Here is a 22502-nt window from a genome sequence, read left to right as displayed (position 1 = left end):
CAGTACCGGCCGGGCACTCGGCAAGGTCGGCATTTTTACACCCGAATATGATAATTGTCAGCCCGCCGTCTGATGGGCATCATTCGAGGAGCTGGCCCGGCCCGGTAGTTTTGCAGCCACTTGTTTCTCCCGAGTCTGATGACCGACCTCTCCCGCACGCCTCCCCCGTCTGCCGATGCCGCGATGCTGCTGGTGCTGCTGCCGCCCGTGGGCACGGCTCCGCAGGTGCGGGTGGCCACCCTGGCGGCCCTGGCGGCCTTGCAGCAGGAATTGGGGGCGGCCATTCGGGTGCTCACCGTAGATGAGGTGAGCCACCCCAGCGTGGTGCGCAGCTTCCAGGCCACCGACTTGCCCTGCTTCGTGCTCATGCGGCAAGGGGTGGAGCTGTGGCGTCAGGGCGGGCTGCCGGAGGGCAAAACCATTGTGCCGCTGCTACTGGCCAGGCTAGGTCCCGTCCCCGTCGGCATACCCGCCAAATAGCAGCCCGCTATTGGTGGGGCCTGCTGAATTTTTATACTTCAAAAGAGCGCCTTTTCTCGTTGAAGGCAGTGCTGGTTTTGGGTCTTGCGCTTCGATAGGTTTTTCGCCCCGCGTCAGGCATCTATTCGCCGTCAATTCCGTTGAAAACAGAACAGCAGCTGGCCGATGGCCAAGTCGGTTCCGGCCAGTTGTCTTCAAGCCAGACGGTTGCCCGTAGCATTTGTACGGAGGTTGTTCAATTTCCCTGTCGTTGCCATGGGCCTCTACCACCTCATCTACCAAAGCCAGGCGCTGGTGCCGTTCGCAACCCCGGAACTGACGGCGCTGCTGGACCAGTCCCGCGCCCACAACCGGGATAGGCACGTTACGGGGCTGCTGCTACACTCGCCCGATGGGCGCTTTGTGCAGATTCTGGAAGGGGAGGAAGCCGAGGTGCGGCAGCTTTACTACCAGCGCATCCTGTCCGACCCGCGGCACCACCAGTGCCAGGTGCTGGGCGAGGGCAGCTGCGCGGAACGCAGTTTTGCCGACTGGAGCATGGGCTTGCTCGTCGCGCAGGCGGAGGACCTGTTTGCCCTGCTCCAAAGTGGCACGCTGAACGCCCCAACCAGCCACGGCCCTTGGCCCATTATCCGCCCCGAATTGATGGAGCTGCTGCTGGACTTTGTGGAAACAAAAGCCGTTCATTAACGGGTGGTCCACTGCCTGCCCGGTATCAGGGGCAGCCCACAAAGGTGCTTTTTGGCGGAACGAGCATGGGCCGACACGCACCGAGAAAACCGGGCAGTGGTTGAGCTTTATGAGCGGCCAAAAGTACTTGCCTATTCCGGCTTCTCTTTAAGAGCCTTCACCATGTCATCGGTCAAGGTGTCGGAGTACATGCCGTAGCCATTCACCAGAATGCCTTTCAAATGGTACTTAGGGGAAGAAATAGCGTACACTACTGCCGCGTCGGCCGGGTCCGATGCTCCTTCAAACCGGTAATGCTTGTCTACTACAAACTCATGGGGAAATATCTGCATGACGTTGGCCGGGCACTCAAGGCAGCTTTCTTTTAGGTTAAAGTCTTCGATGTACCCCTCGTTTTTGAGTTTGGTAGTGATTTCCGATAGTGTGGTCATTGTATCCATAGCGGACCTAACGTCAGGAAGGCGTCGAAGGTTGAAAACACCTGTAAATCAATAAAAAAGCAACTGAGTCTGGGCTGAATAACTCTTGGAATAGACCAAACCACTGCCGCCCAACAGCTTCAGTCTGCGTCTTCCGGTGCGCGTGATTTCGATGTGCCGCCGAAGCATCATGGTCTGTATTGGCTTCCTCGCCTGGCCTCAGGCCGGCAAGGGTTCTACGGCCTCAGCCGCTGGCACCGCATGCTCCAGGCCCAGTGCCTGCTCGGCCTGCACCATATTGGCCATGCCCTTGAGCAAGCCGTCGGCGGTGAAGGAAATGCTATCGATGCCCTGCTCGACCAGGCGTTTGGCGAAGTCCGGATAGTCGCTCGGGGCCTGGCCGCAGAGCCCGATGGGCCGGCCGCACGCTTTGGCGGTCTGGATAACCTGGGCCAGCAGCTGCGTCACGGCCTCGTTGCGCTCATCGAAGAGGTGGCTGACGATGGCCGAGTCGCGGTCGATGCCCAGGGTCAGCTGCGTGAGGTCATTGGAGCCGATGGAGAAGCCATCGAACACCGCGGCAAATTCCTTGGCCAGGATGACGTTGCTCGGAATTTCGGCCATGACGTAGATTTCCAGGCCTTCCTCGCCCTGCTTCAGGCCGAATTCTTCCATGAGCGCCACTACCTGCCGGCCCTCGGCCACGGTGCGGCAGAAGGGCACCATGGTTTTCACGTTGGTTAGGCCCATGTCGAGGCGCACGCGGCGCAGGGCGGCGCATTCCAGCCGGAAGCCCTCGCGGTATTCGGCGCTGTAGTAGCGCGAGGCCCCGCGGAAGCCCAGCATGGGGTTCTCCTCGGTGGGTTCAAATTGCCGGCCGCCCACCAGGTTGGCATACTCGTTGGTTTTGAAATCGCTCAGGCGCACGATGACTTCGCGGGGAAAGAAGGCCGCCGCCACGAAACCGATGGCCTGCGAAAGCTTGTCGATGAAGTATTCCGGCTTGCTCGGGTAGTGCGTGGTGAGCTGCTCAATCTCCGCGCGGGCGTGTTGGTCGGTCAGCTTGTCGAAATCGACCAAGGCCATGGGATGGATGCGGATGGCGTTGTTGATGACGAATTCCATGCGCATCAGGCCCACGCCCTGGCTGGGGTAGCGGGCCAGCTGCAGGGCCCGGTCGGGGTCGGCTAGGATGAGCAGGGCCTTAGTGCGGGGCCGCGCCACCTGCGCTAAATCGATGTCGGTTTCCTCCCAGGTCAGCGCCCCGTCGAACACCAGGCCCGCGTCGCCCTCGGCGCAGGACACGGTGATGAGCTGCCCATCCTTAATCTTGGCCGTGGCATCGAGCGTGCCCACCACGGCCGATAGGCCCAGCTCCCGCGCCACGATGGCCGCGTGGCTGGTGCGCCCGCCCTTGTTGGTCACGATGACGGCGGCGTTCTTGAGCACCGCGTTCCAGTCGGGGCTGGTGCTGTCCGTCACCAGGATTTCGCCCGGCAGCAGGCGGTGGCCGTCGGCCGGCGAGTCGATGATGCGGGCCACGCCCGACACCACCTGGCTGCCCACGGCCTTGCCGGTGGCCAGCACCGGCCCATCCTGCGTGCGGTGGTATTCGTGCAGGCGCAGGGCCTGCTGGCCGTGGTGAATGGTTTCGGGGCGGGCCTGCACGATGAACAGCTCGTTGGTGACGCCGTCCTTGGCCCATTCAATATCCATGGGCATGCCGTAGTGCTCCTCAATCTGCAGGCACCAGCGGCCCAGCTGCTCGGCTTCGGCATCGGTGAGCACGAATAGCGCGCGCTGCTCCAGTGGTGTGTCACTGTTGGCAATGCCGGCTGCGTGCCCATCCGGGCCGGTGGCGTAGCGCATAGTTTTGGCTTTATCGCCCAGCTTTTTGGTGACTAGGGCGCGGTGCCCGTTGCGCAACGACGGTTTGAACAGATAATATTCGTCGGGATTAACAGCTCCTTGCACCACGTTTTCGCCCAGGCCCCAGCTGCCGGTGAGGTAAATCAGCTGGTCGTGCCCCGTTTCGGGCTCGATGGTAAACGCCACGCCGGCCGAGGCCAAATCCGAGCGCACCATCGTCTGCACGCCCACCGACAAGGCCACGCCCATGTGGTCGAACTTGTTGAGGACGCGGTACTTGATGGCCCGGTCGTTGAACAGCGACACGAAGCACTTCTGGCAGGCTTCCACCACTGCTTGCGCGCCCCGCACGTTCAGAAACGAGTCGTGCTGGCCGGCAAAGCTGGCGGTGGGCAGGTCCTCGGCCGTGGCACTGCTGCGCACCGCCACCTGAATATCCCCGGGGTATTCGGCGCACAGCGTCCGGTAAGCGTCCGTGATGGCCGTGACTACGGTGGCCGGCATGGTGGCCCCGTGCACCAGCGAGCGGGCGCGGGTGCCCACTTCCGGTAGGTTGGTAAACTCTTTGGTGTCGAGGCTCGCCAGCAGCTCGGTCAACGGCCCGCGCAGGCGGTTTTCGTCCAGAAACAGCCAATAGGCTGCGGCCGTGGTGGCGTAGCCGTCGGGCACGTTGATGCCCTGGTCGCCCAGCCGGTTGAACATCTCCCCAAGGGAGGCGTTTTTGCCGCCCACCACGGCCACTTTGTCGTTGGTCAGTTCCCGGAAGAACAGTGCGAATGCTGCTTGTGCCATGATGCGTAGCGAAGTGAGAGTGAGGATGAAACCGGGGGTAGGGCAAAATCAGCCAGGCTAACCCGCGCGGCGGCTGCAATCCGTGCCGACACCAGCCCAACACAAAGAACCGTCCCGTCGTAAGCCAGCGGCATGATTAAAATAGACCGAGGCAGTGATGTTTGTCATGTGGCCGCATAGGCCAGGGGCGTAGTCTTGTAGTGGGATAATTTCCTGCTCAATTACTCGCTAACTGTATGGATGTCAGTCTTCAGTTTCTCGGTGCGGCCCATTGCGTCACGGGTTCCAAGTACCTGCTCACGCTCGACGACCAGGCCACCCGCCACCAGGTGCTGGTCGACTGTGGCCTGTTCCAAGGGCTGAAGGAGCTGCGCCTGCGCAACCGCGAGCCGCTGCCGCTCACCGCGGCTGCCGTGGAATTGGTCATTCTCACCCACGCCCACATCGACCACAGCGGCTACTTGCCCAAGCTGGTGCGCGACGGCTTCCGCGGCCGCATCCTGTGCACCGAAGCCACCGCCGATTTGCTCAGCATCATGCTGCTCGACTCGGCCAAGCTGCAGGAGGAAGAAGCCGCTTTCGCCAATAAGAAAGGCTATTCCAAGCACCACCCCGCCGAACCGCTCTACACCCAGATTGACGTGGAACACATGCTGCCCCTGGTGGAAAGCGTGGCCTACGACGCCCCCGTAACCCTGCTCAACGGCCTGCTCACGCTCACCTTCCGCGATGCCGGCCACATCCTTGGTTCGGCCATCGTGGAGCTGGCCGTGCAGGGCGCGCAGCAGCGCAAGCAGCTGGTGTTTTCCGGCGATTTGGGCCGCTACGATAACCCGGTGCTGTTCGACCCCACGCCCATCGCCCAGGCCGATGTGCTGCTGGTCGAGTCCACCTACGGCGACCGGGACGCCCGCGTGGAGGACCCCGAAGCTGAGCTGGCCGGCGTGGTCAACGAGGCCCTGGACCGGGGCGGCGTGCTGGTCATCGCCGCCTTTGCCGTGGGCCGCACCCAGACCCTGCTGTACTACCTCAAAAAGCTCCTTGCCGAAGGCCGCGTGCCCCAGGTGCCGGTGTATGTGGACAGCCCAATGGGCATCCGCGTGTCGGACCTGTACCCGCGCCACCCCACGGCGCATCGGCTTGGGCACGGCAACATGTTCGATTTTCCCGGTATGCGCTTTGTCACCGAAGCCCAGGAATCCAAGGGCTTGAACGCGAAAACCGGCCCGGCCATCATCATCTCCTCTAGCGGCATGTGCACCGGCGGGCGCATTGTGCACCACTTGTTCAACCGCCTGCCCCGCCCCCAGGACACGCTGCTGCTGGTGGGCTACCAGGCCGAAGGCACCCGCGGCCGCCGCCTGCAAAACGGCGAAACCACCGTGAAGATGTTCGGCGAACTGGTGCCCGTGCGCTGCCAGGTGCGGCACCTCGACGGCTTTTCGGCCCACGCCGACCGCTCGGAGCTGCTGCGCTGGCTCGGCCAGTTTCAGGCCCCGCCCAAGCACACGTTCATCGTGCACGGCGAGCCCGCGCCGGCCGAAGCCCTGGCCCAAACCCTGCGCCAGGAGCAGGGCTGGCTCAACGTGGTAGTACCTGATTACCTGGAGGTAAAGATGCTGTTTGAAAGTATCTGAGGGGTAGAACGCCATGGGCCTCTGCTGCCCCAGGGCGTTTGGGGCCGCCGCCGCTGCTGAGCCCAATGAGGACGCATGAATGCCAGGCGCAAGCTGCTGCTAATTGATGAAATCGGCTTCGAGCCGTTCACGTTCAGGGAGTTGGCGCAACGCATGGCGTGGGGATACCTCGCACAGCGGATGGACCCACCGGCAGTTTCGGGGCCGTTGCTTGTGCTCCTCCGCTTCGGACGGGCCCTTACGTGTACTGAACGAGCGCAAAATACAGCGGCATGCCCAGCGTGATATTGAAAGGGAACGTGACGCCCAGGGCCATGGGCAGGTAAAGGCCTGGGTCGGCTTTGGGCGCGGCTAGGCGCATGGCCGCCGGCACGGCAATGTAGGAAGCGCTGGCCGCCAGGATGGCAAAGATGAACCGGTTGCCCACGTTCTCGGTGACTAAGTGGCTGGCGACGGCTACCACGCAGCCGTTGAGCAGCGGTATGAGCACCGCGAAGGCCGTCACGAAGCGTCCGTAGCGCAGGAAGGCGGTGAAGCGCCGAGCGGTAACCATGCCCATTTCAAGCAGGAAAATGGCCAGAAAGCCCTTGAAGATGTCCGTGGTGAAAGGCTTGATGCCGTCGGCCTGTTTCGTGTCGGCAACCAGGCCAATGACGAGGCTGCCGAGTACCATCAGCACGCTGCCATTGGTGAAGGAATGCTGCACGAGGGGGCCGAGCCGGGGGGCAGCCGCGGTGTCGGCGGCCTCGTAGCGCCGCATGAGCATCACCCCCACGATGATGGCGGGGGCTTCCATCAGAGCCATCACGGCCACCATGTGCCCGCCAAAGTGCAGTTGCTGGGCTTCCAGAAACGATACGGCCGACACAAACGTGACGGCGCTCACCGAGCCGTAGGCCGCCGCCACGGCCCCGGCATCGGCAATGCTCAGGCGCCGCTTGAGCACGAAGAACGTGTAAGCCGGAATCAGTGCCGATACCAGCAGCCCGAACCCCAGCGAGTAGGCTATTTCCGCGCTGAATGGGCTGTGGGCCAACTCCTGTCCGCCCTTGAAGCCGATGGAGAACAGCAAATACAAGGAAATAAACTTGATAGTGGTGGGCGGGATTTCCAAGTCGCTTTTCACGGCCGTCGCCACTATGCCGAGCACGAAGAATAGCAGCGTCGGGTTGGTCAGGTTTAACAGCAGCAGGTGTGCATCCATGCGACAACAGCAAAACAGAAGGAGTGAATAGGAAACCCGATGCGACTTAACGCTTGTCCGTAGCACGCGGCTACAGGCAAGTGGAAGTCCAAAAGCGGCACAAAACTACCCACTAGTATTAGTTATACCATTATTGTAAATAGCTTTATTATTTGTTTTAGTAGTAAAGCTATTAAAATGAGTGCTTTTCTTCTTGCCGGGGCAGGGCTGTTTTTTGAAACCGGAGCATTTGGCTTCCCGCTTGAAATGTGTGACGCACCGTTGTTGAAAGCAAATTGAGGCGACTGCTTACGGCACCCCACCCAGTTTGCAGCAGGCCTTGCCCCGCGGGCACAATAGGAATGTGAATAAAAACCACGTAAAACACCGCCTTCATGGTGGCCAGCAGCCCCGAGCCGGCGCTGCTGGTGAGAACGTTGCGCTCGCGGGCGGCGCGCGACGCGGTAACGGCGGGGTCCGTGAGCCCCGGAGCGGGAAAGGTAGTGGCTTACATAAGGAAGGGAGAAATGAAGCGGAACGGGGAATTTCCGAAGCTCACTGCCCAAGCTTCCAAGGTATTAGCAGCAAATCGAAACAGCTACTTCATTTAGGGCAGCCAACAAGTCCGCTCCCGCTCCAGAAAGCTCCGTAAAGTGCCCGGCTCGCGGCCCAGCAGCTCGGCCAGCACCGGCGACACATGCGCGGCCAGCCCCAAACGGGCGGCCAGGTAAATACCGGTCATCACGTTCAGGAGCGGCGCGGGCGTGCCCTTGGCGCGCTCGTAGGTCCGAAACTCCCGAATGCCCGCCGCGCGGTAGCGAATGGGCCGGCCCAGCACGGCGCTTAGCTGCGCGGCCACCTCGGCGTAGGTGTAGGCGTGGCGGCCAGTGAGCTCGTAGCCGGCCGAGGCGGCGGGCGGGTTCAGCAGGAGTTTGGCGGCTACCTCGCCCACGTCGTGCGCGTCCACAAAGCTGGTGCGGGCGTGGCCGGCCGGCAGCAGCAGCTGGTCGTGCAGCCGAATGTCGTCGCGGTGGGTGGTACTCAGGTTTTGCATAAAGAAGCTCGGCCGCAGCAAGGAATAGCGGATGCCCGACTCCTTCAAATAGCTTTCTACTTTGTGGTGCGGCACGAAAGGGTTGTACTGCGCCCCCTGCAGCGATAGAAATACGATGTGGCCCACGCCGGCCGCTACGGCCGCGTGCACCACCGGCTGCAGGTAGCGGGCCACGTCGCTGATGGCCGGTGGGCGCACCAGCAGCAGGCCGGTCACGCCGTGCAGGGCCGGGGCCACGGTTTCCGGCTTCGTAAAATCAAAAAGAACGGATTCCACGTAGTCGGCCGCTTCCGGGGCCAGTTGCTGCCGGCCGTGGTTCGGAGTGCGGCCCGCTGCTACCACCACCGTGCCGGGCGACCGCAGGCGCAACAGCGCCCGCAGGGCCGCGGCGCCCACATTGCCCGTGGCACCGGTAAGCAGTAGGCGAGCGGGTGATGGCATGGTGCCAGGAGATGAAAAGCAGAGGCCGACGATAGATTTACCGTCGGGCAGGACCTGAACGGGCCGCTGGTTTATCGGACGGGTTCGGGCGGAAGCTGCGGCCGCGTGGCGCGGGCGTAAACGCTAAACACGGCCAGCGCGGCCACTAGCATCACCGAAAACAGAATCGTGGGCGTTATCATGGCGAAAGGAAAAAAGGGCTTTGGGCAGCCCGTGGTGAGGAATAAGTAGCAGGTAAAATTCCGTCCTAACCCCAGCCCATGCCTTGACGATACTCAGCCAATGGGATGACATTCTTTAGCCAGTGCCCTAAAGCCATGAGGTTTTTATTGGCCGCTGGTCCGTTGAGCAGGCTATCGAGCTTAGCCGGGTTGAGCTGTTGGCCCTGGCCGGCGAAGCTCAGCACCAGCAAAAAGCAGGAAGGTGGAGTACAAGCAGGGAGGGGGAATCTGGAAAAATTAAGGATGAAGAGGACGCTTGTAGACCTGACAAAATGCTGTTGCGATGCTGGGCATCAGCCAGTATGCAGTGGTTTCACAGATGGTGTACACAGGGTGTAAAGACGCGACCCTTCACGTCTCCTCGTTCGTGAAACGGCTATACCTACCCGCGATGCGTCGGCAACGGCCATCACCGCCAGGAGCAGAAGTGAGCGCAGGTTTAACGGGCGGCCGCCGTGGAGCGGCTGGCAGAAGGCGCCGGCGCGACTCCGGCGGTCACGGGCAACACCAGCACCGGCACGGGGCACTCGGCCAGCAGCTGGGCCGTCACGCTCTGGTGAAATAGCTCGCTCAGGTAGCTGCGCTCCCGGGCCAGCACAATCACGAGGTCGGCCTGGGTGTCCTGCACCGCCGCCAGCAAGCCCTTGGCGTAGTTGTCGTGCTCGTAGCCCCGCAGCTCGGGCATGGCCAGCCCTTTTATCAGGCCGCTTAGCTGCACCGCCCGCAGTGCGGAGCTGCAGTCTTCGTCGTCTTCTACCCCGCTCGATATATGGGCCACAATGAGCTCGGCACCGGGCAGCGCGAGCAGCTGGTGCAGGGCGTGGGCGTTGGAGGCCAGGGCAAATGGCTCGCGGTCGGCGGCAATCACGATGCGGCGTGGCGGCTGGTCGGCCGGGGCGGTGGGCGGCACCACCAGTAGCGGGAAGTGTCCGGCCCGCAGTAGTTCGGCGCAGTCGTGTGCCACGCTGTTTCCGGCCCGCGTCCGGTCGGGCTGGCTGAGCACGAACAACGCCGGACGGTGCCGGGTGGCCAGGTCCTGGGCCATCACGGGCAGCAGGTCGGTGGCCACTTCCACGGTAGGTTGGGTGGGCAGTTCCCCGGCCATGCGGTACAGCGCCGACGCGGTTTCGGTCTCGCGGCCCAGTTCTTCCTGCCGGAAGCTTTCGGCCATCAGCTCATAGGGGTCGAACAGGGATGCCCGCTTGACGTGCAGGAGTACCAGCTTGCCGTGCAGGGCGTGGGTCAGGCTGCTGGCGTAGTGCACGGTGTGGCGGGCGGTGGGATAAAACCCGGCGAAAACAATGAGGGTGAGTGACATAGTTGGGTGTTTTTGTAAAATGGCAAGTAGCTGGTCAATTAAATCCATCAACCCACAGAAGGCATCCAGCCGGGCAGTTCCGGGGCCTCAACTGGCACCAGGGGCACGGGTGCCCGGCACTGAGGAAAGTACACCGGCCGGCGAATTGGGCCGGGCGCCGCTCTTAATCCTCGGCGGGCAGCAGCAAGACCGGGATGGCGCTCTCCTGAATGAGCTGCGCCGTGACACTACGGTGAAACAGGCTGCCCAGCAGGCTATGGCGACGGACCACGACCACCAGCACATCGGCTCCCTGGCGGGCGGCTTCTTCCAGCACTCCAGCTACTACGGCCGAGTGATAGACTTCGTGCAAGCGGCTCTTGGCAAAGGTGTTAACCAGGTCGTTCGCCCGCACCGTTTCCAGTACGCTGTCCGCTCCGGGCAGGGCGTACTCGTCGTCGGTCACGTACACCACGTCGAGCGTGGCCTGAGTGGCTTGCAGCAGCCGGCTCAACACCTCCTGGTGGTCCTGGTCGTTGAACGTGAAGGGTTGCCCGTCCACGGCCAGCAGGAAGCGGCGGGGCGGAAACGCGTCCCAGCCCACTGCGGGCACCAGCAGCAGCGGATGCGGCGCATGGCGCAGCAGGTCCATCACCACGCTGGTCAGCAACTCCGTCGCTTCGGTGGTGGCACTGGGCCGGCCCAGCACCATAAACAAGGGGTGGTGGCGGCGCACGGCCTCCGCCACGGCTTCGGGCAGGAAGCCTTCGGCCACGTCTACTTCGGTGGGCACGGTTTGCTCGGCGGCCAGGCGCAGCAGGGCCTGGTCGGTTTGTTGCTCGCCGTGCAAGGTGTGGTGGGCACCAAACCCTGCCGGTACGGGCAGTCCGTCGTAGCGTGTGTGCAGCAGCACGAGCTGCGCGTGCAGCGGCACGGCCAGCCCGGCCGCATACGACAGGGCGCGGTTGGTCACGGCGAAAAAATCAGTCAGGACAACGAGGGAGGGAGTCATAGCCAAGCGTGAAAGGTGAAAAAATGAAACTGCCGACAGGGCAGGAGCGCCGCTAAAGCAGAAAATAATTGCTTTCCGCGACGGGCGAAACGGTGGTGGTGATACCTGGGGAAGTGTACTTCCAGTCGTCCTGGGCCATGCTGGCATCGGCTTCCTGGGCGCACTGCCGGGTGTCGGCACTGATGGCCCAAGTAGACTCGCTCTCCGGGCGGCTGGCGAGCGACTCGCGGCTCATGGGTGAGGCAAGGGTCAGCACGCGCAGGTGGTTGTTTGCCCCGGCCATTCGTTACCAGCACGTGTACCTCCTGGTCGTGCAGGTTGGCCGACCAGCCGTAGCGGGCGCGGATTATCGTGCGTGCTCAACCCTCTGTTCGTGGTCAGCAGTGTTTCAACGGCCGTGGTGATGTCGGCATCGGCTATGCACCCGGCGGGAGCGGCGGGCGTTATAAGTTGAGCAGTTTGCATGATGGGAAGCAGTTGAGGGTGGCGAAGCAGCCGCGTGGAGCGGTGCGCCGCGTGGTTTCAAGCTGAGTGGAAGGAAGCTTAAGTCAAAAGTCCGCCCCGGCCCCCGCCCCCGCCATGATGATACTGACCCCGGCACATGACTTTCATCAGGTTAGCCTCCGTGCAGGAGTTTTGTCGGCCTGTTCGGAATCTGCCGTTGCGCGAGGTGTAAATCGGCCGGGCCGTACGAAACCGGCGAGTATGATTGCGCTGTAGACGCCGGACATTGCCCCTGTAAGGAGCAAGCATCCGCGCCTTTCTTTGTCAATGCTTGTTTCCAGCTACCAAGCCGTATTCACTGCCGCCTTATGCTTCCCATCGCCTTTGCACCCTGCTACGCCCATGCTTTGCCAGAGGGGCACCGCTTCCCCATGCTGAAATACGAGCTGCTGCCCGAACAGCTCCTGCGCGAAGGCACCGCCACGGCAACCGACTTTTTTGTGGCCCATCCGCCGTCGGATGAGGATATTCTGCGGGTGCACGCCGCCGACTATTACCAGCGGCTGCGGCTGGGGCAGCTCACGCGGCAGGAAGAGCGGGCCACGGGCTTCCCGTGGTCGGCGGCGTTGTTTGAGCGCGAAATCACCATCCTGGGCGGGACTATTGAGGCGGCGCGACTGGCCCTGGTGCACGGCGTGGCGTTCAACATCGCCGGGGGTACGCACCACGCGTTTCGGGCGTGGGGCGAAGGGTTTTGCCTGCTCAACGACCAGGCCGCCGCCGCTGCCTGGCTGCTGGCCAACGTGCCCGCCGTGCGCAAAGTCCTCATCGTGGACCTCGACGTGCACCAGGGCAACGGCACGGCCGCTATTTTTCAGGAGGAGCCGCGGGTGTTCACCTTTTCCATGCACGGAGCGCGCAACTACCCCGCCCGCAAAGAGCAGTCCGACCTCGACCTGCCCCTGCCCGATGGCACCGACGACTCCACTTACCTGAAATTACTGGGCGAAACGCTACCCCGGTTGCTCGATGAGCAGCAGCCCGATTTCGTATTCTACCTGGCCGGGGTCGATGTACTGGCCACCGACAAGCTGGGTCATCTGGCCCTCACCCGCGACGGCTGCCGCCAGCGCGACGAGTTGGTGCTCAGCCTCTGTCACCGCCAGGCCCTACCGGTGGTGGTGTGCATGGGCGGCGGCTATTCCGAACGCATCGCCGACATCGTGGAAGCCCACGCCAACACGTACCGGGTAGCGGCGGGGTTGTTTTAAGGGTTAACGGTGAGCGGTTAACGTTCCAATGCTAACATATTAACCACTAAAAAATCAGCTGCCAGCGAAAGGCCCAGCGCCAGCGCAGTTCGTACTTCGTGATGCCCGCCCGCGCCAGCAGCTGCACCCAATCGGCGCGCCGGAAGGCCCGGGCTACCGACAGCGGCGCATCGTGCCGCACCAGGTAGGAGCCGCCCAGTAGCCGCGTGAGCCACTTTATGCTGTGGTAGGCTAGCCAGTGCCGGTGCAGGTCATTGATAATTACGGCCACCTGGGCCTGGGCCTGCCACTGCCGCAGCAGCGTCACCAGCTCGTCATCGGTGAAGTGGTGGCAAAACAGGCTGCACGTCAGCACATCGTAAGGCTGATTCTGGAATTCGGGCGAGAAAATATCAAATTGCCGGTAGCTGATTTCCGGGTATTCCTGGCTTTTGGCCCCGGCATATTCCAGCATAAACTGATTGGCATCAATGCCGGTCAGCTGCACGGTAATGGCCTTTTTGCGGGCCCAGCGGGCAATGTGGCGCAGGGTATCGCCGCCGCCGCTGCCCAGGTCGGCCAGGCGTAGCGGCTGGCCCGCCGCAAAGCGGGGCCGCAGCCGCCGCAGGGCATCGAGCACGGGCTGGTAGCCGCCCAGCCAGGTATTGATGGTTTCCAGCTCGTCGAGGTTCTGACGCAGGGCATCGGTGGCCAGCGTCAGGTCATCCATCAGCTCGGGGCCGGAGGCGCGCTCATCTAACATTTAACAGTTATCAATGAGCAGTTACCAACACGGTTTCGGTCGATTCAAGCATTACTTCGTCACCCGTTCGCTCGCTACTCACTGCTAACGGCTCATTGTTAACTGTCAACTGCAGCAGCATGGCCTCCATGGTAAGGCCCGGCCCGAAAGCAAAGCTGAGCACCGGCGCGCCGTGGTCGGCGGGGGTGGCGTGGGCCAGTACCTCGCGCAGCACAAACAGCACCGTGGCCGACGACATATTGCCGTAGTTGCGCAGCACGTGGTAGGCGTGGCGGTTGTCGTCGCGGGTCAGCCCCAATTCGGTTTCAATGGTTTCCAGAATTTTGCGCCCGCCGGGGTGAATGGCGAAGTGCCGGATATCGCCCAGCTGCACCGGCAGGCTGGCCAGCAACCCATCGGTGAGGCTGCGGATGCCGCGCTGGATGAGCTTGGGCACGTAGCTGCTCAGCGTCATCTCAAACCCAAAGTCGTTGATGTGCCAGGCCATGTCGTCGTGGCCATCGGGCTCCAGCCCGCAGTGAAAGCCTTGCAGGGCCAGGCTGGGCGCACCGTTGGGTAGCGGCTCGGCCAGCACCAGGGCGGCGGCGGCACCATCGCCAAACAGCGCGTTGCTGATGAGATGGTCTTCCTCCGGGCTTTTCTGAAAATGAATGGTGCACAGCTCCACGCTCACAATGAGCACCCGGGCATCGGCATCGGCCCGGCAGAAGGCGTCGGCCAGCTTCACGGCGTTCACGGCGGCGTAGCAGCCCATGAAGTTTACGCAGGTGCGGCGCACGTCGGGGCGCAGGCCCAGGGCCTGTACCAGCTCTATATCGAGCCCCGGCGCGTACATGCCCGTGCAGCTCACCGTCACAAGGTGCGTGATGCTGGCCGGAGCAACGTCGGGTACCTGGCGCAGGCAGCTGCGCACGGCCTCAATGGCTAGCGGCAATGCCTCACGCCGATAAACGGCCATGCGCTGGCCCACACTCGGGAAAGGCTCCAGCGTGGGCGTGTTGGGGAAAAACGTGTAGTCGCCGTTGGCCCGGCCGTAGTCGGGCAGCACCGAGTAGCGGTGCTCAATGCCCGACACCCGGTACAAGGCCCGGAGCTTGCGCGTGTCGCCCTCGCCAAACTGCAGGGCCTGGGCCATGAAATCGGCAATTTGGGGCTGCGCAATGCGGTGGACAGGGTTGGCAGTGCCAATAGCACCTAAATAACTCGGCATGCCGAAAGATAATTACGAATGATAAAACGAGGTAGACCAGTTGTTAAAAACCCCACCGGGCCGGGCGCAAGGGCAATGTGCAGACTACTTACGGTAAAGCAAACAGCTTTACGCTTTGCTTCCATAAAATAGTGCCAATAACATTGTGGTGTTTTGGGCACTGACGCCAGGTTTTTTCCAAGAATTGAGCTAAAACGGCGTGCCGTGGGTGCGGCGCATCAGGGCCTGCACAGCCCCGGGCCAGTGGCGCAGGCCGCCCACCACGGCCTCGCTCAGCACCGGCCCGCCAAACAGCCGCTGCACCGCCCGGCCCACCCGCAGCCGTGCCCCAAACTGCGCATTCCAAGTCTGGGCATACTGGGTTTCCATGGTGGCGCGGGTTGTTTTGCCCGCCAGAAAATGGTGTGCCGCATCAGCGGCCAGCGCCGCGCCGTGCAGGGCCATGGCCATGCCGTTGCCGCACAGCGGCGTGATGAGGCCCGCCGCGTCGCCGCACATCAGCACATGCTGCTCCACGGGCCGTTTAGGCGCGAAGGATATTTCATTGATGACCTCGGGCTGCGGATACAGCACTTCGGCCGAGGTCAGAATCTCGCGCAAGTGCGGGTTTTTGGCCAGTACGGCCGCTTCCATCGCCGGAATGGTGCCGTGGCGCTTCAGGTTTTGGCGGGTAGTGAGGTAGCAGAAGCACAGCTTGTCGTCCTCAATGGCCGAAATACCGGCGTAGCCATCGGCGAAATTGTGCAGCGCAATCACATCGCGCGGGAAGCCCGGCAGGCGCAGGTGGTACTTCACCCCGAGGTAGGGCGAGCGCTGGGCAAAAAAGGACCGTTGCAGCTGCCGGTCCAGGTTGGCGCGCTTGCCATAGGTGCCCAGCACCACGCGGGCCGGGAGCTGGCGGCCGTCGGCCAGGGTCACGCGGTGCTGGTCGGTGGCCGAGTCAAAGGCTACATCCGTCACGGTGCTTTTCAGGTGAAAAGTCACGCCCCGGGCTAAGCCCCGCTGGTACAGAAAATCGTCGAGCAGGTAGCGGCTCACGCCAAAGCCGCCCAGGTCGAGCCGACTATTGAGGGTGCGCCCACCCGGCGACGAGAGCAGGAACTGGCCAATGGCCGCCGGAGCCAGCTCCGCCGGGTCGGCCCCGAGGCGGCGCAGGTAGGGCAGCACTTCGTTGCTCACGTACTCGCCGCATACTTTGTGAAACGGGTACTGCTTCCGCTCCACCACGGCTACGCGGTGCCCGCGCCCGGCCAAGTCCAGGGCCGCCGCCAGGCCCGCCAATCCGCCGCCAATCAAAAGAATATCCACCAAATTGGTCGTGAAAATGAGAACCGTGGCCGCCAAAACGCCGTAGTTTATCGCGTTTTCCGTATGTTTCAGTAGGCCTGACGGTCAAACCGCCGTACCTTTGTCAACTAAAATCAACACTGTTCGTTAAGTTATTTAGCCCCGTGTCGGTTTTGGTTAACCACTAATTATTACTATGATGCAACGCCTACTCTTCCCTATTCTACTGGTAGCTTGTCTGAGCTTCGGCTTGGGCCCGCTAATGACTACCGTACCCGCTGCTTCGGCCGCTGCCACTGCTCGTCCCGGGCAGCAAGGTAAACCCGTTGAAGACAATAAAACCTTGCTGGTGTACCCAAATCCCAGCACCGGCATCGTGCACCTCACCATCAGCAACCTGCAAGGCAAGAAAGTGGAGTTGAGCGTACTCAACGTTATCGGTTCGGTAATGTACCGCGAAACGCTTACCGAAATGAACGACCGGTACACGAAGATGCTCGACCTCAGTAAGTTTGCCAACGGTTTGTACTATGTACGCCTCGAAGCCGACAACACCAGTCAGATGTGCAAACTGGTTATTCGATAACCTGACTTCGCTTTTACAATTAGCATAAAAAAGGCAGCCGTTGGGCTGCCTTTTTTATGTAAAAAACCGCAGGAGTGCTACTTAACCCGAACGGGCACGGGAACTAGCATTTCTTTGGCGTTCGATACCGTTTTGAGTGCGAGGATGGCAGTGGCCACTAAAAGGCCCAGCATGAAAATAAACATGATAAAGGATATAAAAGCGGGTGAAAAAGCAGCTGCTTGCTTCCGGAAGCGGCTTATGATGGTTCAACCATAAAACGCCCGGCTGGGTTTCAACAACATTAGGGCATTGCTACGGCGTGCGCAAAAGGGCCGCTACCACACGCCGGGCATCGGCCCCAGCCCCATTCAGCAGCGCCGAGTTGCGGCTATCGAGCCAATTGAGGCCCAGGAAGGCCACGCCCGGCGCGGCCGTGAGGCCCCGGCGGTGCTGCGGCTGCCCATCGGCGCTGACAATGGGTAAGTCAATCCAACCATAGTCGGGCCGGTAGCCGGTGGCCCAGACCACGGCGGCCAGTGGGGCCGAAGTGGCCCGCTGGCCTTGCAGCTCACCCGTGGGCAGTGCCGCCGTGGCCCGCCCGATAAACGTGACGTTGGCGAAGCCGCGCAGGCGGGCGAGGTCGCCGCTCACCACGGGTTCTGGCTGGTGCATCATGAAGCGGCCCAGCGCCGTGTGCTGAGGCACGCGCAACAGGCGCGTCGCCGTCAGAAAAGCCCAGGTGAATTGATTGTTGGCTATAGCGGGCGTCTTCTCATCAAACGCCACTACCACCGCGCGGCCGGTGCCGGCAATGTCGGCCGCAATTTGCAGGGCCGAGTTGCCGCTGCCCACCACGGCCACGGGACCCGTGCCGGGTAATTGGGCCGGCCGCTGGTAGGCGCTGCTGTGCAACTGCGCTACGTTGGGCGGTAGTTGCGCGGCCCACTCGGGTACGTGGGGGGCGGTGTAGGGGCCGGTGGCCACAATAACCCGGCGGGCGTGGTAGGTGCCGCCCGCCGCTGTCTGCACCACGTAGCCGGCCCGATTTGGGGCCGCCGCCAGGTAGGTAGCGCGTTGCTGCAGCTCGAGCGGGAAGCCAAAATGGGCGGCGTAGTCGCGCAGGTAGGCGGTGGTTTCGTCGCGGCTGGGGTAGTGCAGTGGTGGCGTAGGCCACGCATAGCCGGGCAGGCCGCTAGCCCACGCCGGGGAAAAAAGTCGAAGGGAATCGTAGCGGCTGGCCCAGGCGGCCCCGGCCGTGGGGCCGGCATCCAGCACCCGGAAATCGAGGTGGGCTTGCTGCAGGTAGTACGCCGCGGCCAGCCCGGCCTGTCCCGCCCCGATAACGACGGTATCGGTGGTGATGGGGGCGGCCGGGGGCGCAAGCGCGGAGGAAGTAGGTTCAATCATGGGGAACTGTCAGGCCTGGTGCTCCGGAAACTCACTGCGCAGGGCGGTCATCACCTTTTCGGTGGTGGCCCGCACCAGGGCTACCTGTTGGGCGGCTTGGGCAGGTTCGGGGGGGCTGTCGCCGTAGGCTTCCACTTCCCGGATAACGAGGCGCAGGCTTTCTACTCCCAAGCCATCGAGGGAGCTTTTGAGGTGATGGGCGGCATCGCCCACGGCTTCCCAGTCGGCCTTGGTGAGGGCTTCGTCGAGGGCGGTGAGAATGGCGGGCGTGGTTTCGATAAAAGCCCAAGCCAGGCGCCGCGTAATGGCTTCGTCGTGGCGCACCAGTTGGCGTACATTGCTCAGGTCGTAGAGTGGAGAGGGAGCAGGCATTGCAGAAAGAGGGTTAGAAGCGGGTTCGGGGCCGGTGGGCCGGTGCTGACGGGCCAATACGGCTTGCATGGTTTGGAGTAGCTGCTCTTCGCGGTAGGGCTTGGCCAGGTAGCCGGCAAAGCCAGCGGCTTGCAGGCGCTCGGCCTCGCCGGCCTGCGCGCGGGCCGTGAGGGCAATAATGGGCGTGGCCGCCTGAACGGGGTTGGAGTGCTCGCGCAGGGCGCGGGCGGCGGTTTCACCATCCATGCCCGGCATCTGAATGTCCATTAGCACCAGGTCGAAAGGCCGGAACTCAAATAGCTTGATAGCCGCCGGGCCGCTGGCTGCCGTGGTCACTTCCCAGCCCCAGTTGCGCAGCACGGTTTCGGCCAGCAGGCTATTTACCAGGTTGTCTTCGACCAGCAAAATGCGACCCGTGGCCGGGCTGGCGGGGGCCAGCGCCGGGAGGCTGTCTGGCCCCGGCGCAGCCACCGGCACCGGCCGAAAGGCCAGGGTGAAGGCAAAGGTGCTGCCCTGGTCTACTTCGCTGCACACCCGCAGCATGCCCCCCATGAGGGTTACGAGGCCGTCGGAAATACTCAGGCCCAGGCCGGTGCCGCCGTATTCGCGGTCGGTGCTGGCGGCGGCCTGCGCAAACGGCTCGAATACCTTATCCAGGGTTTCGGAGGGAATACCAACCCCCGTGTCGCTCACCGTAAACTGCAGCCAGACGGTATCACTGAGTACGGGGTGGCCAACGGGCGCGGTGCCGGCCTGGCAGCGCAGCCGCACCTGGCCCGTGGCGGTGAACTTGATGGCATTACTGACCAGGTTGAGTAGCACCTGCCGCAGGCGGTGGGAATCGCCAAAAACTTCCGGCAGGGTGTCGGGCATGTCCACGCGCAGGCGCAGGCCCTTTTCGCGGGCGCGGGGCCGGAGCAGGGCCGCACAGCCGGTGAGCACGTTGGCGGGCCGGAAGGCAATGGACTCGGGCTGCAGCTTGCCGGCCCCGAGCCGGGCCGTGGTCAGCACGTCGTTCAGTACCATCAGCAGGTGTTCGGCCGATTCGCCCAGCAGGCCCAGGTAGTCGTGCTGGCTTCGGCTGAGCGTGGTTTTGGCCAGTACCCCGGTCAGGCCCAGAATGCCGTGCAGTGGCGTACGAATTTCGTGGCTCATGTTGGCCAGGAAATCTTCCTTAGCTTGGGCATTCACCTTGGCCGTGGCAATGGCTGCTTCCAGCGCCTGTTGGGTGTGCTTGAGCTCGGTGATGTTGGTGCTGATGCCCAGCACGTGCCGCACCTCGTTGCCATCCACAAACAGCCGCTTCACGCTGATAAACCACGCGAGCAACCCCTGGGTATCGAGGTAAGACTCTTCCCGAGTGGAGTCCTGGCCGGTGGCCAGCACCTGCTGGTCCTGGCGGTGGCAGGACGTGAGGTCCGGAATGTTGGTGAACGGCGTATTGGCGGTGCCGTATTGCATCAAGTCCTCTATGGACAGCCCGAACAGGTCGGCCGTGGCCTGGTTGGCCAGCTGGTAGTTGCCGTGGTCGTCCTTGAGGGAGATGGGGTGGGGCAGGGTGTCGATAACCTGGCGGAACAAGCGGTACTGCTCAGCCAGGCGCAGGGTAGCCGCCTGGCTCTGCTCATCGGCCGCACGCTGCTCGGTAATGTCTTCGGCTACGCCAATAAGGCTGCGCACGGTGCCATCGGTGGCGCGGGCGAAGGGCGTGGTGGTGGTGCGCAGCCAGCGCAGGGTGCCGTTGCGGTGCCGCACGGGGTATGCCAGTACGCGGGTCTTGCCATCTGGCAGCTTCGCCACTTCTGCCATGTAGGCCTCGAATTTTCCCTTCACTTCTGCTGACATCACTGTACTCAGTAGCGAGCCGCTCTCAAACGCCAGCATTTCCGCGCTGCTGTACCCCAGCAGCGATTCCACCCGTTCGTTGACGTAGGTAGTGCGGTTCTGGTGCAGGTCGTAGATGTAAATTACGTTCGGGGCCAGGTCGGTTACCTGCCGCAGCAGGTGTCGGTTGTGGCGGAGCTCGTCCAGGGTGGCGCGGTGGCGCGTCACATCCTCCGCACTGCCCATAATCTCCCGCACGTGTCCATCCGGGCCAATGGCGGAAGCGCGCACTCGCATGCGCAGCCACCGCCAGCTGCCGTCGCGGTGCCGCACCTGGCAGTCCCAGCTCAGCGGCCGCCCCAGGGCCAGCCTTTTATTCAGGTTTTGCCCCCGCAGCTTGGTCAGCGAGTCCGGATGTATCAGTTCGGAGCGAAGGGTAGTCCCCAAATCCAGCAGCTCCTGGCTGCTGAACCCCAGTACGGTGTGGCAGTGCTGGTTGCAGTGCAGCAGCCGCCGGTACACAATATCGTAGCTGAACAGGATGAGGGGTACCTTATCGGCCAGGTAAGGCCCAAACGGGGGCGCACTGGCCGCCGTTGGGGGCAAGCCGTTGGCCGAGGCCACTATTCGTCGCACTGCTGGCACGGCGGCCCTGCGTGACGAGCGGGATAAGCGGGAGCGGCGCATTAGTCAGGAGCTACGAGGCGGGATAGTGAAGGGGGAGCAGGAGTAACGATAACAAGGTAAAGCGTAATACGGTGGCCACCTGGTTTCGCTCTCTAGCTTATGTGCAGCTCCTGCTGCTGTATCATACGGTAAATAGTAGACTTGCCGATTTGCAGGCGCGCAGCCACGGCCAGCACATCGCCGCCCATCTCATCGAGGCAGCCCTGCACAATCGCCGTCGTCTGGTCGCGCAGCGACAATTGGCTGCAGACCCCAATCGAGGCCTTTCCCGAGCGCAGGGACAGGTCGGCGGCCTGAATCTGTTCCCCATCGGCCAGCACCGTGGCCAGCTCCACCACGGCCTTCAGCTCGCGCACATTGCCCGGAAAAGTGTGGGCCATAAGCTGCTTGCGGGCTGATTCGGTGAGTTGGCGCGGGGGCAGGTTATTGAAATTACAAAACTCACGCACGAACACATCGGCCAGCAGCAGAATGTCGGTGCCGCGCTGGCGGAGCGGGGGCAGCGCAATGGGCAGGCCCAGCAGGCGGTAGTACAAATCCTCGCGGAAGCGGCCGGCCTGCACTTCAACCAGCAGGTCGCGGTGGGTGGCCACTATCAGGCGCACATCGAAGGCAACGTGCTGACTACCGCCCACGCGGGGTACTTTCCGCTCCTGTAGCACGCGCAGCAGCTTGGCTTGCAGGCTCAGGTCGAGGTCCGCAATTTCATCCAGAAACAGGGTGCCGCCGTTGGCTTCTTCCAGCCGGCCCACGCGCCGCGCCACGGCACCGGCAAACGCCCCTTTCTCGTGCCCAAATAGTTCGCTATCAATTAATTCATGCGGAATAGCCGCCATGTTGACGGCCACGAACGGCCGCGCGGCGCGGTCTGACTGAAAGTGGATGGTCTTAGCGGCCAAATTCTTGCCGGTGCCGGTTTCGCCGCTCACGCTCACCGTGATGGACGTGCGCGCTGCCTTGGCAATAAGCGTGAGCACCTGCTGCACCAGCAGGTGCTCGCCGAGGATAGCCTGGCCCGGACCGTAGCGGGCCCCGATTTGCTGTCGCAGCTGAGTGTTTTCGCGCCGCAGAAGCACCTGTTGCTCCACTTTGCCCACTATGTTCCATAGCCGGTCCAGGGTGTTGCCGTCTTTCACCAGGTAGTCGTAGGCCCCTTGCTGCAGCATCCGCACGGCGGTGCCCACGTCTTCCTGCCCGGAGATAACCAGGATTTCGGTGCCCGGTAGGCGGTCAGAAATCTGACGCAGCAGCTGCTCGCCCTTGGCATCGGGAAGCGAGTAGTCGAGGGTGATAAAATCGGGCATCTCCCCCAGCTGTTCGAGGCAGGCCTGGGCCGTCGAGAACCGGTGCACGCTGTGGTTCGGATTCTGACTTAGGCGGTGCACGAGAAGCTCGCCGTACCACTCGTTGTCCTCAACCACAAAAATCTTAAAAGGTGAATATAGCGTCATAAAATTAGTGTGGCGGCGGAAGGCGAACCCGTGAGGGGAGCTTGCCTACTCGTCAATACGTATTTGAATAAGTTTTGCTTAGTATTAGAAAAATTATATTGCAAAAATACGACACAACGGGGGCAGATGATAAAAAATATGCCC

At 62.6% G+C, this 22502-nt stretch carries 19 protein-coding genes; 5 read left to right on the top strand and 14 right to left on the bottom strand.

Going from position 1 to position 22502, the window contains the following annotated elements:
• Positions 1–138 precede the first annotated feature (138 nt).
• Together IEW17_RS07535 and IEW17_RS07530 are read left to right on the top strand one after the other, a co-directional pair.
• A complete protein-coding gene (locus IEW17_RS07535) occupies positions 139–480 on the top strand; it encodes a thioredoxin (protein WP_188561426.1) in 342 nt (113 codons plus the stop codon).
• Positions 481–735: 255 nt separating this feature from the next.
• Positions 736–1170, top strand: a complete 435-nt coding sequence (locus IEW17_RS07530; RefSeq protein ID WP_188561425.1) for a BLUF domain-containing protein — start codon at positions 736–738, stop codon at positions 1168–1170.
• Between the two features lie 131 nt (positions 1171–1301).
• Here IEW17_RS07530 and IEW17_RS07525 read toward each other — a convergent pair whose 3' ends face one another.
• Positions 1302–1601, bottom strand: a complete 300-nt coding sequence (locus tag IEW17_RS07525) for a phosphoribosylpyrophosphate synthetase (RefSeq protein ID WP_229748867.1) — start codon at positions 1599–1601, stop codon at positions 1302–1304.
• 207 nt (positions 1602–1808) lie between these two features.
• Positions 1809–4250, bottom strand: coding sequence for a phosphoenolpyruvate synthase (gene ppsA, locus IEW17_RS07520; protein ID WP_188561423.1), 2442 nt, complete (start codon positions 4248–4250; stop codon positions 1809–1811).
• Between the two features lie 236 nt (positions 4251–4486).
• Between ppsA and IEW17_RS07515 the strand changes: the two genes are divergently transcribed.
• Positions 4487–5887, top strand: a complete 1401-nt coding sequence (locus tag IEW17_RS07515; RefSeq protein ID WP_188561422.1) for an MBL fold metallo-hydrolase RNA specificity domain-containing protein — start codon at positions 4487–4489, stop codon at positions 5885–5887.
• Between the two features lie 238 nt (positions 5888–6125).
• Here IEW17_RS07515 and IEW17_RS07510 read toward each other — a convergent pair whose 3' ends face one another.
• From IEW17_RS07510 to IEW17_RS07490, 6 genes are all read right to left on the bottom strand, one after another.
• Positions 6126–7091: a sodium-dependent bicarbonate transport family permease gene (locus IEW17_RS07510; RefSeq protein WP_188561421.1), complete on the bottom strand. Its 966-nt coding sequence runs from the start codon at positions 7089–7091 to the stop codon at positions 6126–6128.
• A gap of 586 nt (positions 7092–7677) precedes the next feature.
• Positions 7678–8565: an NmrA family NAD(P)-binding protein gene (locus IEW17_RS07505; protein ID WP_188561420.1), complete on the bottom strand. Its 888-nt coding sequence runs from the start codon at positions 8563–8565 to the stop codon at positions 7678–7680.
• 247 nt (positions 8566–8812) lie between these two features.
• A complete protein-coding gene (locus IEW17_RS20865; protein ID WP_229748866.1) occupies positions 8813–8971 on the bottom strand; it encodes a hypothetical protein in 159 nt (52 codons plus the stop codon).
• Between the two features lie 254 nt (positions 8972–9225).
• Complete coding sequence (locus IEW17_RS07500) at positions 9226–10104, bottom strand: universal stress protein (protein ID WP_188561419.1); 879 nt, start codon at positions 10102–10104, stop codon at positions 9226–9228.
• Between the two features lie 163 nt (positions 10105–10267).
• On the bottom strand, positions 10268–11095 hold the full coding sequence (locus IEW17_RS07495; protein ID WP_188561418.1) for a universal stress protein: 828 nt from the start codon (positions 11093–11095) through the stop codon (positions 10268–10270).
• Positions 11096–11147: 52 nt separating this feature from the next.
• Complete coding sequence (locus IEW17_RS07490; RefSeq protein ID WP_188561417.1) at positions 11148–11378, bottom strand: hypothetical protein; 231 nt, start codon at positions 11376–11378, stop codon at positions 11148–11150.
• Positions 11379–11907: 529 nt separating this feature from the next.
• Here IEW17_RS07490 and IEW17_RS07485 point away from each other — a divergent pair.
• Positions 11908–12810 carry a histone deacetylase family protein gene (locus tag IEW17_RS07485; protein WP_188561416.1) on the top strand — a complete coding sequence of 301 codons (903 nt, stop codon included), beginning with the start codon at positions 11908–11910 and terminating at the stop codon, positions 12808–12810.
• Between the two features lie 46 nt (positions 12811–12856).
• Here IEW17_RS07485 and IEW17_RS07480 read toward each other — a convergent pair whose 3' ends face one another.
• The 3 genes from IEW17_RS07480 to IEW17_RS07470 all read right to left on the bottom strand — a co-directional run bounded on the left by IEW17_RS07480 (position 12857) and on the right by IEW17_RS07470 (position 16070).
• Positions 12857–13552: a methyltransferase domain-containing protein gene (locus tag IEW17_RS07480; protein ID WP_188561415.1), complete on the bottom strand. Its 696-nt coding sequence runs from the start codon at positions 13550–13552 to the stop codon at positions 12857–12859.
• A gap of 10 nt (positions 13553–13562) precedes the next feature.
• Positions 13563–14762 carry a type III polyketide synthase gene (locus IEW17_RS07475; protein WP_188561414.1) on the bottom strand — a complete coding sequence of 400 codons (1200 nt, stop codon included), beginning with the start codon at positions 14760–14762 and terminating at the stop codon, positions 13563–13565.
• 189 nt (positions 14763–14951) lie between these two features.
• A complete protein-coding gene (locus IEW17_RS07470; RefSeq protein WP_308420604.1) occupies positions 14952–16070 on the bottom strand; it encodes an NAD(P)/FAD-dependent oxidoreductase in 1119 nt (372 codons plus the stop codon).
• 175 nt (positions 16071–16245) lie between these two features.
• Here IEW17_RS07470 and IEW17_RS07465 point away from each other — a divergent pair, with 175 nt between their 5' ends.
• On the top strand, positions 16246–16635 hold the full coding sequence (locus IEW17_RS07465; protein WP_188561412.1) for a T9SS type A sorting domain-containing protein: 390 nt from the start codon (positions 16246–16248) through the stop codon (positions 16633–16635).
• 294 nt (positions 16636–16929) lie between these two features.
• Here the strand turns inward: IEW17_RS07465 and IEW17_RS07460 are convergent, their stop codons facing one another.
• From IEW17_RS07460 to IEW17_RS07450, 3 genes are all read right to left on the bottom strand, one after another.
• Positions 16930–18024: a flavin-containing monooxygenase gene (locus IEW17_RS07460; protein WP_188561411.1), complete on the bottom strand. Its 1095-nt coding sequence runs from the start codon at positions 18022–18024 to the stop codon at positions 16930–16932.
• Positions 18025–18033: 9 nt separating this feature from the next.
• Entirely contained in the window at positions 18034–20907 is a 2874-nt protein-coding gene (locus IEW17_RS07455) for a PAS domain S-box protein (protein WP_188561410.1), read from the bottom strand.
• 92 nt (positions 20908–20999) lie between these two features.
• Complete coding sequence (locus IEW17_RS07450) at positions 21000–22358, bottom strand: sigma-54-dependent transcriptional regulator (protein ID WP_188561409.1); 1359 nt, start codon at positions 22356–22358, stop codon at positions 21000–21002.
• Positions 22359–22502 lie beyond the last annotated feature (144 nt).

Origin of the sequence: Hymenobacter frigidus (assembly GCF_014640435.1) — a bacterium.
GTDB lineage: Bacteria > Bacteroidota > Bacteroidia > Cytophagales > Hymenobacteraceae > Hymenobacter > Hymenobacter frigidus.
This window is presented reverse-complemented; position numbering and strand designations above follow the sequence as displayed.

Excerpts from the sequence above, each read along its gene's own strand:
- IEW17_RS07460 (WP_188561411.1), bottom strand. The coding sequence starts at position 18,024 with ATGATTGAACCTACTTCCTCCGCGCTTGCGCCCCCGGCCGCCCCCATC.
- IEW17_RS07475 (WP_188561414.1), bottom strand. The coding sequence starts at position 14,762 with ATGCCGAGTTATTTAGGTGCTATTGGCACTGCCAACCCTGTCCACCGC.
- IEW17_RS07535 (WP_188561426.1), top strand. The coding sequence starts at position 139 with ATGACCGACCTCTCCCGCACGCCTCCCCCGTCTGCCGATGCCGCGATG.
- IEW17_RS07480 (WP_188561415.1), bottom strand. The coding sequence starts at position 13,552 with ATGTTAGATGAGCGCGCCTCCGGCCCCGAGCTGATGGATGACCTGACG.
- IEW17_RS07505 (WP_188561420.1), bottom strand. The coding sequence starts at position 8,565 with ATGCCATCACCCGCTCGCCTACTGCTTACCGGTGCCACGGGCAATGTG.
- IEW17_RS07530 (WP_188561425.1), top strand. The coding sequence starts at position 736 with ATGGGCCTCTACCACCTCATCTACCAAAGCCAGGCGCTGGTGCCGTTC.
- IEW17_RS07510 (WP_188561421.1), bottom strand. The coding sequence starts at position 7,091 with ATGGATGCACACCTGCTGCTGTTAAACCTGACCAACCCGACGCTGCTA.
- IEW17_RS07450 (WP_188561409.1), bottom strand. The coding sequence starts at position 22,358 with ATGACGCTATATTCACCTTTTAAGATTTTTGTGGTTGAGGACAACGAG.
- IEW17_RS07525 (WP_229748867.1), bottom strand. The coding sequence starts at position 1,601 with ATGACCACACTATCGGAAATCACTACCAAACTCAAAAACGAGGGGTAC.
- IEW17_RS07490 (WP_188561417.1), bottom strand. The coding sequence starts at position 11,378 with ATGGCCGGGGCAAACAACCACCTGCGCGTGCTGACCCTTGCCTCACCC.
- ppsA (WP_188561423.1), bottom strand. The coding sequence starts at position 4,250 with ATGGCACAAGCAGCATTCGCACTGTTCTTCCGGGAACTGACCAACGAC.
- IEW17_RS07465 (WP_188561412.1), top strand. The coding sequence starts at position 16,246 with ATGATGCAACGCCTACTCTTCCCTATTCTACTGGTAGCTTGTCTGAGC.
- IEW17_RS07485 (WP_188561416.1), top strand. The coding sequence starts at position 11,908 with ATGCTTCCCATCGCCTTTGCACCCTGCTACGCCCATGCTTTGCCAGAG.
- IEW17_RS07515 (WP_188561422.1), top strand. The coding sequence starts at position 4,487 with ATGGATGTCAGTCTTCAGTTTCTCGGTGCGGCCCATTGCGTCACGGGT.
- IEW17_RS07455 (WP_188561410.1), bottom strand. The coding sequence starts at position 20,907 with ATGCGCCGCTCCCGCTTATCCCGCTCGTCACGCAGGGCCGCCGTGCCA.
- IEW17_RS07495 (WP_188561418.1), bottom strand. The coding sequence starts at position 11,095 with ATGACTCCCTCCCTCGTTGTCCTGACTGATTTTTTCGCCGTGACCAAC.
- IEW17_RS07500 (WP_188561419.1), bottom strand. The coding sequence starts at position 10,104 with ATGTCACTCACCCTCATTGTTTTCGCCGGGTTTTATCCCACCGCCCGC.